This window comes from Thermogemmatispora sp., assembly GCF_019683635.1.
GTDB lineage: Bacteria > Chloroflexota > Ktedonobacteria > Ktedonobacterales > Ktedonobacteraceae > Thermogemmatispora.
In genome coordinates this window covers 1-12,963 of record NZ_JADGIA010000151.1, presented here as the reverse complement: position 1 = coordinate 12,963, position 12,963 = coordinate 1, and the positions used below count along the sequence as shown (strand labels likewise).

13 protein-coding genes are annotated in these 12,963 nt (G+C 61.2%); 7 read left to right on the top strand and 6 right to left on the bottom strand.

Going from position 1 to position 12,963, the window contains the following annotated elements:
• Both IRZ31_RS15415 and IRZ31_RS15410 read left to right on the top strand, forming a co-directional pair.
• Positions 1 to 2,277, top strand: a 2,277-nt coding sequence (locus IRZ31_RS15415; RefSeq protein ID WP_297155195.1) for a hypothetical protein, incomplete at its 5' end; no start/stop codon positions are given.
• Entirely contained in the window at positions 2,274 to 2,885 is a 612-nt protein-coding gene (locus IRZ31_RS15410; RefSeq protein ID WP_297155193.1) for a hypothetical protein, read from the top strand. The genes IRZ31_RS15415 and IRZ31_RS15410, both read left to right, overlap by 4 nt.
• Positions 2,886 to 3,946: 1,061 nt before the next feature.
• Here the strand turns inward: IRZ31_RS15410 and IRZ31_RS15405 are convergent.
• The 3 genes from IRZ31_RS15405 to IRZ31_RS15395 all read right to left on the bottom strand — a co-directional run bounded on the left by IRZ31_RS15405 (position 3,947) and on the right by IRZ31_RS15395 (position 6,450).
• On the bottom strand, positions 3,947 to 4,045 hold the full coding sequence (locus tag IRZ31_RS15405; RefSeq protein ID WP_297155191.1) for a pyridoxamine 5'-phosphate oxidase family protein: 99 nt from the start codon (positions 4,043 to 4,045) through the stop codon (positions 3,947 to 3,949).
• A 242-nt stretch (positions 4,046 to 4,287) separates the two neighbouring features.
• On the bottom strand, positions 4,288 to 4,503 hold the full coding sequence (locus IRZ31_RS15400) for a hypothetical protein (RefSeq protein ID WP_297155189.1): 216 nt from the start codon (positions 4,501 to 4,503) through the stop codon (positions 4,288 to 4,290).
• Between the two features lie 246 nt (positions 4,504 to 4,749).
• Positions 4,750 to 6,450: a glycosyltransferase family 39 protein gene (locus IRZ31_RS15395; protein ID WP_297155187.1), complete on the bottom strand. Its 1,701-nt coding sequence runs from the start codon at positions 6,448 to 6,450 to the stop codon at positions 4,750 to 4,752.
• Positions 6,451 to 6,941: 491 nt separating this feature from the next.
• Between IRZ31_RS15395 and IRZ31_RS15390 the strand changes: the two genes are divergently transcribed.
• Positions 6,942 to 7,886, top strand: a complete 945-nt coding sequence (locus tag IRZ31_RS15390; protein WP_297155185.1) for a hypothetical protein — start codon at positions 6,942 to 6,944, stop codon at positions 7,884 to 7,886.
• A 115-nt stretch (positions 7,887 to 8,001) separates the two neighbouring features.
• Positions 8,002 to 8,274, top strand: coding sequence for a hypothetical protein (locus IRZ31_RS21455; protein ID WP_363325677.1), 273 nt, complete (start codon positions 8,002 to 8,004; stop codon positions 8,272 to 8,274).
• Here the strand turns inward: IRZ31_RS21455 and IRZ31_RS15385 are convergent.
• From IRZ31_RS15385 to IRZ31_RS15375, 3 genes are read right to left on the bottom strand one after another with little or no spacing between them, the layout of a single operon-like run.
• Positions 8,244 to 9,134 carry an alpha/beta hydrolase gene (locus IRZ31_RS15385; RefSeq protein WP_297155183.1) on the bottom strand — a complete coding sequence of 297 codons (891 nt, stop codon included), beginning with the start codon at positions 9,132 to 9,134 and terminating at the stop codon, positions 8,244 to 8,246. The two genes, IRZ31_RS21455 and IRZ31_RS15385, sit on opposite strands and share 31 nt — an antisense overlap.
• A gap of 11 nt (positions 9,135 to 9,145) precedes the next feature.
• Positions 9,146 to 9,478 (bottom strand): hypothetical protein, encoded by a 333-nt coding sequence (locus IRZ31_RS15380; protein WP_297155181.1) that lies wholly within the window; start codon positions 9,476 to 9,478, stop codon positions 9,146 to 9,148.
• 35 nt (positions 9,479 to 9,513) lie between these two features.
• Positions 9,514 to 10,410 (bottom strand): class I SAM-dependent methyltransferase, encoded by an 897-nt coding sequence (locus IRZ31_RS15375; protein ID WP_297155179.1) that lies wholly within the window; start codon positions 10,408 to 10,410, stop codon positions 9,514 to 9,516.
• Between the two features lie 805 nt (positions 10,411 to 11,215).
• On the opposite strand from IRZ31_RS15375, the gene IRZ31_RS15370 reads away from it, so the two are divergent.
• The 3 genes from IRZ31_RS15370 to IRZ31_RS15360 all read left to right on the top strand — a co-directional run bounded on the left by IRZ31_RS15370 (position 11,216) and on the right by IRZ31_RS15360 (position 12,743).
• A complete protein-coding gene (locus tag IRZ31_RS15370) occupies positions 11,216 to 11,713 on the top strand; it encodes a DUF427 domain-containing protein (RefSeq protein WP_297155177.1) in 498 nt (165 codons plus the stop codon).
• 485 nt (positions 11,714 to 12,198) lie between these two features.
• A complete protein-coding gene (locus IRZ31_RS15365; protein ID WP_297155175.1) occupies positions 12,199 to 12,447 on the top strand; it encodes a hypothetical protein in 249 nt (82 codons plus the stop codon).
• Positions 12,444 to 12,743, top strand: a complete 300-nt coding sequence (locus tag IRZ31_RS15360) for a hypothetical protein (RefSeq protein ID WP_297155173.1) — start codon at positions 12,444 to 12,446, stop codon at positions 12,741 to 12,743. The genes IRZ31_RS15365 and IRZ31_RS15360 overlap by 4 nt, the downstream gene beginning before the upstream one ends.
• The last annotated feature ends 220 nt before the right edge of the window (positions 12,744 to 12,963 follow it).

Below are 12,963 nucleotides of genomic sequence, written 5' to 3'. Positions count from 1 at the left end.
CTCACTGATCGAGAGCGACAGGCCGAGCTGCTGATCAAGCTGGCGCGCTGGCTGACGGGGCAGCCGGGACGCCTTGAGGAAGGCTGGCAGCTCTGTCGAAGGGCAGCGCAGGTTATCGCCCAGCTCTCCGATAGCGGGGACAAAGCCCTGTGCCTGATCAGGCTGGGCGAGGCCCTGAGCGGACTGCATCAGCTGCAGGAGGCGGAGCGCTGCTGGCTGGAAGCTGAGCGAGCGATTGCTAGTCTGTCTGAAGACGCATATAAAGCGGCTATGCTAGTGCGGCTGGGGAAAGCTCTGACGGCAACGCGGCCAGAGCAAGCCGAGCAATGCTGGCTGCAGGCTGAACAGCTTAGCTTCTCGCTCGCTAACGCCAGAGAGAAAGTGCGGACCCTGACCAGCCTGGGTGAAGCGCTGGCAAAGTGGTCACCACGACGGCAGCAGGCCGAGCGCTGCTGGCAAGAAGTGGAACGACTTATTGCCTCCTTCCCCGATGAGGGTTGGGACCAGGTGGATGCGCTGATCGAACTAGGCGAAGCTCTGGCGGGCGTGCAATGCTGGGAGAAAGCCGAACAGTGCTGGTTGCAGGCGGAAGAGCTTAGCGCCCTTCTCCCATCAGACGGCTGGAGGAAAGTGCAGGCGCTTAGCAGCCTGGCCGCAGCATTGATACGCGCTCAACGCTGGTCGGAGGCAGAGCGGGTCATCGCCTCTCTTCCTGAGAATGACTGGCGGAAAGCTGAGGCACTCATAGCACTGGGCAAGGCCCTGGCCAAGGTCGAGCGTTGGCAGGACGCCGAACAGTGCTGGGTCCAGGCCAAACGACTCGTCACGATTCTGGCCCATGACAGTGACAGAGTGGAGGTTCTCGCAGAACTCGCCAAAGCACTGGCGGAGACAGAACGTTGGCAAGAAGCCGAACAGTGTTGGCTCCAGGCCGAACGACTCATCGCTGTCCATCCAATCGACAAAGCAGTAGTCCTGACAGAACTGAGCGGTGTGCTGATCAGCACGCAGCACTGGGAAGAAGCCGAACAGTGCTGGCAGCAAGCGGAAAGAGCCATCGCATCCTATACCCTTGACAACTGGGGCAAAGCAGAAGTTTACGTCCAACTGGCCAGGACACTGATGAGAGCCCAGCGCTGGCAGGACGCTGAACGCTGCTGGTCCCAGGCTGAACTCCTTATCTCCTCCCTCGACGATGAGAAGACTGCGGCGCTGAGCCGCTTGAGTGAAGCGTTAGCGCACGCCCAACGTTGGCAAGATGCCAGGCGGGTCATCGCCGCCCTTCCCCAGGATGACGAGAGGAAAGCCGTGGCGCTTGTAACGCTGGGCAAGGCCCTGGCCGAAGCTCAGCGCCAGCAGGAAGCTCTAGAGTGCTGGCAGGAGGCCGAACGGCTTATCGCCGCCATTGCTGATGAGGAAGATAGCTGGAGGAAAGTGCAGGCGCTTAGCAGCCTGGCCGCAGCATTGATATGCGCTCAACGCTGGTCGGAGGCAGAGCGGGTCATCGCCTCTCTTCCTGAGAATGACTGGCGGAAAGCTGAGGCACTCATAGCACTGGGCAAGGCCCTGGCCAAGGTCGAGCGTTGGCAGGACGCCGAACAGTGCTGGGTCCAGGCCAAACGACTCGTCACGATTCTGGCCCATGACAGTGACAGAGTGGAGGTTCTCGCAGAACTCGCCAAAGCACTGGCGGAGACAGAACGTTGGCAAGAAGCCGAACAGTGCTGGTTGCAAAGCGAGCGGCTCATTGCCGCCATACCTGATCAGGAAGACAGCTGGAGGAAAATGCTGGCGCTCAGCAAGCTAGCAGCTTCCCTGGCCACAGCAGAACCTTGGCAGGACGCTCAACGTATCATCGCCTCTCTTCCTGATGACAGCTCAGATAAAGCCGTAGCCCTGACCGCATTGGTCGAAGCACTGGCCAACGCCCGGCAAGGGCAAGAGACAGAGCGATGCTTGCAAGAGGTTGCACAGATGCTGATCGCCCTTCCCGCAAGCTGGGAGGAAACCAAGGCATTGACCAGCCTGACCAGGGTATTGATCAGCTACGGTCATGAGGCTGAGGCTATCCACCTCATTCAACACGCTTGGTTGCGCGACATGAGACTGAACGTGGCATCCGACTACCTCCCCGTCGCTTTTCCCCTCCTGACCAGATACCCCGCGCTTGGCATGGCCCTCTACGAGGCTACCTGCTGGGCCGAGGCGTTCTTGCAAGGCACCTCGGGGCCTTCTTCCCGCTCACTTCTACGAGCAAGGAGCAGTGAATCTGCATGAGCGAGCAGCAACCGTCTTCTCCCCTCGATCAGAGGCAACCTGCTGAGCGGCTGCAGGTCTTGCTCGAACTGGTGCCCGCCTCCGGAACAGAGGAGACCGGTGATCTGGCCCTGCTCACGGCCCTGCACCACGAGCTGGCGACCGACCTCCAGCAGGCGGGCTTTGTCCTCCAACCTCCCATCTCCACCGGCCAGAAGGGAGCGCCCGCCTTCTTCATCGAGGCCTGGCTGATCCTGCAGCAGGTGGCTGGCGCCGTCTGGCAGCAGCATGCCGCGATCGCCGAGGGACTGGCCGACCTGAGTGCCCTCGTCACCCTCTTCGAGAAGCTGCTCCCCGTCCTCAAACGCCTGCGCGAGCGCCATGCCAGGCTCGTTGGCCAGCAGGCCAGCCAGGAGCGAGCACTCCGCTGGACGATCGAGCTGGGGGAAACCAGGCTCACGTTGGAGACATCGGATCTCGACCAGGCCGGGGCGGCGCTGCAGCTCGCGAAAAAGCTGCAGACAGCGCTCGCCAGCGAGCGAGCCAGGTCCGGCAAGCCGCCAAAGCAGCCAGACACGCTCACCCTCACGGCCACTGTTCCCCCGCGCAAGAAGCGCAGGCGCCGCTAGCGCCACGCCCGCTGGCTGACGAGCCTCCGCAGCCTCGATGACATGCTGGTGGTCCGTCCTGCTGGGACGCTCTGGCTCAGGGCAGTCAACCCTGCGGCGCATCCTGGCACGAGTGATCCGCCCCACTCAGGGAAAGGAGTGGTACGCGTGCATGGCCAGCCGCTGCAGGGTCCCACCCCCGCGTCGCGCTGGGCTTGCCGCGCGTTGCCCTCTTTCTGTTCCTGGCTCCCCGCGCTCCAGAAGGTCGAGCTGAGGCTGACGGCCCTGAGACTGCCACGCCTACAATCCTTGCAGCGTGCCCTGACGCTCATCGATCGGAGCGGGCTGGATGTGGAAGGCTTCGAGAAAGCCTCTCTCAACGCAACGAGCTTTCGGCTGGGAGGCGTGAGCGCGTCGGAGGTGCCCGCGCGCTGGCGGTCGAACCGGCCAGCTCCTATCAAATGCTCCCTCACAGTGCACCTGCAGCTATCATCGGCTGACTGGCTGGCTGGGGCTGGTTCAGCTCAGGCCCGTGGAGAGCGGACCGATCTGGCTGCGTTGGGCCAGGGGCTGCCACCTGGTCGATGCCGCCGATCTGCTCCCGCTGACACGCCCGAAAGAGGGGGATCTGATCCTGACCTGACAGAGGTTGGACGGCAGTTCGCTGAAGCTACTGTCCAGGAAGAGAAGCGGCTCTTCCGCCAGCAGGCTCTGTCTCAGTCCTCCAGGGACAGCATGGGGCCATAGCGCTCCCTATAGAGCTGCGTGCAGCGCGCGAGCCAGCGTGAGGCGATCTGCTGCTCGCTCTGGCCTTGATCGGAGGCCGGTGACAGCAAGGGCGATGCCTGCTCCCCCGTGAGGAACACGATGTGCTGGATTGGACTGCACGTCCCACGCTGGCGATAGAAAGCCAGCAATTCCTCAAAAACGGGACCCTCTGCCTAGACGGTCGCTCTCCCTGTAAAGCGATAGCCTTTGCGTGCCACCGCGTCAACCACGTTCATTTCGAGCACCGGGCGCTCCTTCAGGTTAGCGATGGTGCCAGGAGAGCAAATATCTGCGAAGATCAGGAGGGTGTCATCCTACACGGCAATCGTCCCTTTGGGTGAGAGATTGGGGGTACCGTCGGGGCAGACAGTGGCGACCAAGGCCAGCCGCTGCTCCTCAACGAGGCGCTGCATCTCCTCTGTGAGGCGTACTGTGCCTGCTCTGTGTATCGGGCATCCCTCTGACTGATCTGGTCCCTTTTCTTTACTCAAGAGTGTACGAGCGGCCCGTCTTGTATGCAAGTGCACGAGGGCTGGCTCTAGAGGCCCAGAGAGGCGACGGAAAGCAGGTTGCTAGGATCCCGAAGAGGCGTGCGCCCCAGTCGGCTGCTCCAAAGAGGGTGGGATTGAAACACGATTGAATGGCCAGACCTTCCTCAACAAGGCCGTAGGCGACGCCTAACAGCAGCACACTGGCCCATCCACGCCCGCTCCGGCGCACCACGTCGCGGATCAAAAGTGCCCCTGCTCCGTCCATCGGCACCTGGCTGATGAGATAGGCGGCGCGGCTGATAGGGGTCGATCCCCAGAGCAGTTTCGGCGATCACTGGAGCCATCACCACCAGGGTGAGTACAGGGAAGAATCGACGCATACAGGTCGCTCCTTCTTCACAAGAGTGCCTGGGACAAAAAGAGAAACTTTGATAGTCTCCTGAGAGGCATAAGTCTAGTCCTGATCTCGATAGGAGAGTCTGCCACCCTCACCTTGCGACTCGATGAACGTCACGAGGTCTTGCAAGGCGCTGCGTAACGCTGCGAAGCAGTCGGGCTAGAGCCGCACCTGCGGCAGGCCGGTGGAGGGGCCGGCTGTCCAGCGCATGCCCCTTATGACCGCATGCTCACGCCCTGCGCCAGAGCGGGCGGCGCGACCCGCTCTCACCGCGCGTCACCCCCACCCCACCCACCACAGCCGGAGTCGGGCGAACGCCGCCTGTTCGCCCCGACCCCGGTACAGGCAGCACAGCGTAGAGGCGCACACTGATATGCCCGGCAGACGCGACCTGCCCCAGCAGCCGGTAGTGAGCGTCAAGCCAGGCCACGACCTGCTTCACACGCTCGGCCCCCTGCTGGTCAGGAACCCGACCCAAGATATAGAAGAGACGGGTATGCTGGCGCGCATAGGCGGCAACGGCCGCAATGTCGAGCGCCGCATCGGCGGAGCGACCGGGTGCCGCAAAGCCACTGCTGGTCTGCCAGGAGAGGAGATTGCCCGGCGCATCATCTGTGAAGTGAGCCCCGCTGACGGGATAAGCAGCAAAGTAGTACTCCAGCGAGGTCTGACAGCCCTGGATCGTATCATAGCAGACCAGGCCATCACCCGGCTGGTAATGATGCTGCAGCCAGAGAGCAGCGGTGCGCCAGTCCTCAAGCTGAGCATGTCCGTAATAGCCGAGGCCCGTCATCAAAGTCAGGGCCAGCAGGAGCACCGTGAACAGCCCCTGCAGGAGACGCAGATGCAGCGAGACCAGGCCCAGAGCCATCAGCAGGCAGAGCGGCGGAATCACCACCACCAGATAGCGCTCCGAAAAGAGACGCAACGGCCCCTGTGAGACAACAAAGCTCATCAGCACAGGAAGAGCAAACCAGCAGAGCAACAGCCAGAGCAGAGGCAGACGCTCACGACTGGTCACCAGAAAATCCACAGCCATGTCCCGCTGCCCGGCCGGCGGAGCGGGCTGACCGAGGAGCAGCAGCGCTGCCAGCGGGATCAGCATGACCGCCAGACCACAGACCAGCAGGATAGAGAGGCTCAGCTGGGCATTGCCCCCCACCAATGAAGGAACCAGGTTCAGCAGGTCATGCAGATGAGGTATGGGCAGCCAACCCGTGCGAGAGCCATGCTGACTAACGAGCAGCAGAGGGATAACGGCAAGGACGCAGATCAACAGGGCAGCGCCGAGACTTCGCCAGCAGCGCCGCAGACCCTCCCGCCAGTCGCTGGGTAGCAGGAGCAGGCCGACGACGGCCACCACCTGTGCCCCGAAGACCAGCAGACTGAAGAGCTGGGCATAGCAGGCCAGCACTGTGGCAGCCACATAGAGGTACCACCAGCCAGATCGCCGCCGGCCCGGGCTGAGGAGATGGACCAGCGCGTACCAGGAGAGCAGCAGCAGCAAGAGCTGCAGAGCATACGCGCGCGTCTGCTGCGCATAGACCAGCGTCGAATAATCGAAGAGGTAGAGGAGCGCCGCGACCGCGCTGGCCAGTGGGCCAAGAAAGCGCCGGCCAAGGAGAAAGAGCACAGGCACACTGCAGGCAGCACACAGGGCAGAAGGAAGGCGCACCACCAGCTCAGTTGGTGCCAGACCCAGGAGCGCCGCTCCCCGGAGCCAGAAATGGAGCAGGAGATAGTAGAGTTCCATATTGGGTTCGGGACCCCAGATCGCCTGCCAGAGACGCGGCAGCGGCTGGCGCGCAAGCTCGACGGAAAAAGCTTCATCAAACCAGAGGCTGGGAGCACCCAGCGCATGCCCATAGGCGGCCAGAGAGGCAAGCAGGAGAAGCAGCGGGGGCAGCCAGCGACCCGCTGAGGTCCGCAAGAACCTGCTGAGACTGCCTCTGGCCGGAAGGACCGGGGCCACTTCAAGCCTGGAGACACTCACGAGAACACTTCCTTGTGATGTATTTCTATCTATACGCCTTGCTCATCGTAGCACGCTTGCCTAAAACGAAGAAGAGATTGACCAGAAAGTCTAGAGGATGTAACTGTCGGGCAGGTGCAGAGAGAGAGGCCATCGCGTCCTTGCAGTATTTTTTTCACAGTTCCTGCTGCTATCTGCTCGTAGAAAGCAGCAGGAACCATACATGGAATACCGACGACACCCCAATATAAAGGGGGTATGTTGCTCCACCAGTTCCAGCCAATCCAACTATTCTCCGATCCCGAAGTCCAGTTATGCCACATACGCCCATCCTTGCCCACCGCGATCAGATCCTTCGACCCATCCGCATATGTGATCAGCGTGGTCCCCGCAGAGGCTGTCGACGGAGAGCTGCCCGAGGAGGAGCCACCAGCACCATCGGTAGCGAAATGAATCCCACCACGAGGCGAACGATCCGTCACAGGCTGCGCAGCACGCTGAGCACACGGGCGCTGGCAGTCGTCACCACCCTGGTGCTGCTCAGCAGCGCGCTGGGGGTCATTCTGCCGCACGTGACCAGCGCTACTCCCTACCAGAGCAACGCCGTCAGCGGTGGCACAGGTGCCACCCTGCCCTACGTTGAGATGGAGGCCCACAGCGCAACGACAAACGGCACGATCATCGGACCGGATTTCACCCTGGGCAGCCTGGCCTTGGATGCCGTGGATAGCCAGGATTGCCAGGCCATGCAACTGACCCGCGGTCAGTACGTGCAATTCACGTTGACGCAACCGGAGAACGCCCTCAACCTGCGCTACAGCATCCCTGACTCCTCCAGCGGCGGGGGAATCAACGCCACGCTGAGTAGCTACATCAACGGCGTCAAGCAGGCCAACGATCTCCAGCTCACCTCGAAATATAGCTGGCTCTACGGGCAGCCAAACTTTTCGAACTGCAACGCCAACGACCGGAGTGATACGCCCGGCGGCACGGCCCATCACCACTTCGACGAGGTGCACATGCTGCTTCCGCAGATGGCGGCGGGCACAACGGTGAAGCTGCAGGTTGGCCCCGACGCCCTCGCCGACGGCTCCGCTGCTGACTCCAACGCCTACCCTGGTGCCGGCGCCCCTGACGAAGCCCGCAGGCTATCTTTCGATCATCGACCCGCCCTACAACGCCGATCCTACGGGCAAGACCGACGCGACAACGGCCTCGCAATGTGGTCGGCCACGGACAGCGTGCCCGCCACCGGCGACAGCAACAATACCTTCGACCACGATACCATCCAGTCGCCCTACCTGGCGAACGGCATCGCCATCTACGGCGGCAACGGCAACAGTGTCACCAACGACCAGGTGACCGGCTTGCAGTACCGCGGCGGCGGCACATGATCGACTACGAGGACTTTGGCAACGCCACAGCCCCGTTTAACGGAAGACGAGCAGGCGGACAAGGAAGAAGCAACACCGCGCCAATCGACACGCCAGCAAATGGACCTTTGCGGAATTGCACAGCCTTCTTGCTGAGAAAGCCGCGTTTATGGGTGGCATCACCGTGAAAGTCGATGCTCACTACCCCTCTCGGGCTTGCCCGAAATGCGGCTGCAGCAGTCAGGCGAATCGCCCTGCTCATGGCTGCTTGCTTGTCTGTCAGAATGGTCACGACACGGCCCATGCTAGTAGGTGCGAGAAACAGTGCGACAGGAGCCTGTGGCACTGCTCATCAGCATCCTTCTTCTTAGGTGAGCACTATCCACGAAGCTGGCCGAAGATCTCCTGACAATGATGAGCCAAGGTCGAGAAATGCCCTTCATCAGCGTAAAAAGTGGCTCTACAATAGGGCAAGCGCTGCGCGAGCAGACGGACTGGCGCAATCGGCATGATCCGGTCCTCTGCTCCATGCCACAAGAACAGCCGCCCACACGTCACCTGCTCAGGCTGGAAGCCCCAGGGGTGCACCTCGACCCGGGCGACCGCCAGATTCCCTGCTGCTCCCTGCCGGAAACCTTCAGCCATCGCCCGGGCAATGCCCTGTCTCATCTGCGGGTCGCTGAGCAGCTGCTGATCCGCTTTGTCCAGCCGTGTTGCGTACCGGGCGAGATACTTTTCAATGCTGGCGACATCGGTGCCCATCATGCGCTGAACCAGGCCAGCGAAGAGGAGCAACAGACCCGGAAAGCGCCCTCCGACCCCCCAGATCACACGCATCACCCTGGTTCCAGCTTTTCTCATCAGCTCAGGCGGTGCAACCGTGCTGATCAGACCACAGGCGGTGAGCCGCTGCGGGATTTTGGCAGCGCAAGCCAGAGCGTAGGGACCACCGGCGGAAAAACCTTCCACGGCAAAGCGCTCGATGCCCAGATGATCGGCGACTTCCGCGACATCATCAGGCCAATCCAGCAGCCGATAGCCGGGCTTGGGGTCAGAAAGACCGATGCCCGGTCGGTCCAGGCCGATCAGTCGTACTCCCGCCTCCTCCGCCTGGGCGGCCAACAGCGTCACTTCCAGGCGTGAGCTGCCTGACCCGTGGCAATGGATGATGGGAATCCCATCGTCCGGTCCGACTACAACGAGGCCCACGCGGCGCCCATCGCGTAGCTGGACGGTGGAATCTGTGGAGGAGGGAATGAAGGCAGCCATCTCTTTTCCTTTCAAGACTCATGCAAAAAGGTACGCACAAGCGGATAGAACTCGTCTGGTGGCGAGAGAAACGGCGTGTGGCCGCCCCATTGGAAGAGGTGAATCCGAGCCTGCGGATGGACCTGACGCAGAGCCAGACGCCTGGCCGGGGTCGTGGCAGGGTCATCATCCGACTGGAGAATAAGCACGTTCCCGGACCAGGTTGAGAGGTCCTCTGGCGAAAAGCAGTAATGGAGATGATAATCGATGGTATCATCGAAGGCACTGACCAGATCCATCCGCGTGAGGTGAGCAACCAGTTCACGCAGCATCGCTTGAAACAGCGGCTGCTCTTCTGATCGCACCGCCAGCCCTCTCATCTGGCATGCTCGTGTGACAGCTAGGCTCCAGTTGCGGAGGAAGCCTCTGGGAAGGTGACTGTCTCAGGCGCGGGTTTGCGTCCCCAGACGGTGAGCAGGGTCCACAGGGCGCAGAAGTCCTCTTGTTGCATCTCGGCGAGTGCCTGCTGATACAGGGTGGCGATCTCCTCGGCGGAGGCAACGCCCACCTTCACCAGGAAGGGCTGGACCAGTTCCAGCCCGATGAGATAGTCCTTGAAGACGGGATAGTGCATCGGTGTCCCCATCGACCACTCGATCGCCGTGGCCCGCAGCTGCACGTTGACGAAGCCGGCTTGGCGCATCAGGCGGGGCAGCACCGGGGTGATGCCAACGTGGCGCCCATCGGGCGACCAGCTCTGGCCCACTCGCCGCAGGGCCTCACTCCCCAGGGCCATCAGGCGCTCGAAGGCGGGACTGGTGGTCAGCGGTGGCTCCATCTCGGTCAGGCGGAGGACCCCATCCGGCGTGAGCAGCCGACGACACTCGGAGAGCAGCCGCGGCCAGGCATCCGGCAGCATGAAGCCGAAGAGCAGTCGCCCATTGATGAGGTCGAACTCGCCGTCGGAGAAGGCCAGCGGCTCCATCACATTGCCCACCTGGAAGTGGACGTTCTCCAGGCCGCGCGACCAGGCTTGAGCGCGGGCGTACTCAACCACCTGCGGGTTGATGTCAACCCCCATGACGTGCGCGTGGGGGAAGCGAAAGGCCAGCTCTAAGGCCCAGCCGCCTGGGCCGCAGGCCAGGTCGAGGACCCGACCAGCCTCTGGCAGATTGATTCCTTCCTCCGGTAGGAGGCCGCCCATGGCCTCGGTGAGCAGCCGGTCCTGTTGCATGAGACGAGCCAGCTCGCCAGCGTTCTCAGGATCGATCACATAGGTGTTGTCGGGTGCCGTCATGACTCGCGCTCCTTTCTTGCGATGAGGAATCTTGCGGATCACACCCAGGTTACTCTTTGCTGTCGTACCACTCTCTCAGCCGTCTGGATACACTCAATTCCGTTAGCTCCAGGCGCCTTGTGTATTGCGCTGCTTCTATTGTAACATTTAGCACCAGCGGCAGAAAAGGGAGAGCCAGGTGGAATCCCTGCCTCTGCTTTCAGCTAGCAACGCTACCTGGGGCGACGCGACGACAGTGTCCTGGCTCGTTTTCCCTGCTTTCTGCCTTTGGCTCTGGTCTGTCAGCTGATTGCTCTGGTCACTCCGCAGCCTGTCTCACTCTGTGGGAAACGACAAGCGATACGGATACGAACGTGACCCGGATCGCAGGCGAGCCAGATTTTCTGAGGTTCACTGCGCGACCTACAGGGGTCACTGTGCTGCTGATGATAGCCGCTATCCCTGGCCTCGTGAGACCGGTGATAGCCGTTGGGACTCCTGTGGAAGCTGGTCACTGCTGCCCCGAGAACGGTAGGCTGGGAGCCGGCACTGTGAGCGTTTTGTGGGGGCGTTCAGCCATTGGCCTCTGCTTTTAGCCTATCGTCATTGCCGCTTTGACCGGGTGTGTCTGCCGGGTTAGCTGGGATGCAGGCGTGGGGCAGTCACCAAGCAGGCGCGCCGATCAGGCGCCCGCGCGCGTGCTCTGTACGGGATGAGCGCAGGGGAAGGTCGTATTGCATGGCGTGCTCCGCGGTACCCAACGGGGCAGCTCGCAGCGTCTACAGAGTAATGCAACACCCATCCGGTCCGAAAGGAGAAGAGAGCGATGGATCGACAGCGCGATCCGGCAGCGGGTCCGGGACAGGAATCCGTCTGGGACTATCCGCGGCCACCACGGCTGGAAGAATGTGACGATCACGTTCAGGTCATCTTCAATGGCGTAATGATCGCTGAGAGTCGGCGTACGAAGCGCGTTCTGGAGACCAGTCATCCGCCCGTCTATTATATTCCGCCGCAAGATATTCGCATGGAGTATCTTCAGCCAAGTGACCGCCATACCTTCTGCGAGTTCAAAGGGCGAGCCAGCTACTATACTCTGGTGGTCAATGACAGGAGCGCTGTAGACTGTGCGTGGTATTATCCTGACCCGGCTCCGGGCTACGAGGGGCTGGCTGGCTACGTCGCCTTCTACCCGCGCAGCATGGATGCCTGCTACGTCAACGGTGAGCGGGTGGAGGCGCAGCCCGGTGATTTTTATGGCGGCTGGATCACAAGCCGCGTGGTCGGACCATTCAAGGGAGGGGCAGGCACATCCGGGTGGTAAGCTACGCCTCCTTTCTCCCCGGGCAGGCGGAGTCCTGGGGCGGAGGGTTCTACTGATATTCTTCCGGTTTGGCATTAAGCTTCTGAATGTATTTGAAAACACTGCTCCAGCAGCTTAATAGCCAGACAATAAACAGCTTGAGGTCGCGGTGGATGATGCAAGCGTCGTGGGCGTACTGGGGCTGAGCCGATCTGTGCGACATAGGCGAGGACGGTCGCCAGAGATAGACACGAGACGTGGGGATGGGGTTGCTGCCAGGAGCCACCGGGGCGGAGGCCATCACCAGGAAGGGGGGAGCACTGAGGCTCAAAACTGAGATCGAGCAGGGAAGATGTGTGGATGGCGCAAGGGCGAGGGCATGCGAACCTCGTTAAATTATCTGCTACCATATCCCCTTGTATTTCATTGTCCTTTAATAAGGAGCATCTAATGAAAAAAAAGATACCAAATTAACTCGGTCAATACTTCGACGCATTGAAATATTGTTGCAACTGCATCATCAAGCGCGTCGCTATGACGAGCTTGTTCCTGCACTGGATAGCAAGCAGCTTTTCCTCTATGACTATGCCGATGACCGCGACACTATCAAGCGGCGGCAGCGGGAGCAATTTCGCTGGGATCTGAAAGCCCTGCGTCTCCTTGGCTGCGAGATTGTCTTCGACCGTCGTCATCGCCTGTACCACTGGCAAAACTCTCCTTTTGGCCTGCCGCTTGACGAGGAGACTGTTCTGTGATCACTGCCAGGCTACTCAAGCGGCGGGGAGTTGTCATCGTCAGCGGCCTGGTTCATCGGCAAAAGCTGCCCGATCGTCTTTTGGGGAGGCCACTGCATCATTGGCCGCCAGGAGCCAGGTGCATGCTGGAGCTAGCTTCAGAGCTGTCCGAGATGGAAAGATTGGCCCCTAAGAGCAAAGCCGCTGAAAACCTGGTCCCTTGCGGTAAGAAGTGCTGCTATCAGCTCAATCACGCCGGCCTCCTGGAGCCCTTGCTCGATTTCCTGTGTGATGGTCCTGTTGCTGTTGAGGACTAAGCATGAACACGCCCGCAGCCTCCTGGCTTTCGCCAAAGGGTCGGGCGTGCTGCGCAGCAGGCTTGACGCCCTATCCATTTCTATGGTACAATTGTAGCATAAACATAGATTAGAGGCAAAGGTGACCGTTGTCTTGCCAGGCATGCTGCTGGAGCGGCTAGGCGCTCTGGCGCGAGGAGAGCATGCGCGCTCGTTGAGCGGGTAACTGCTGCTTGTCAGC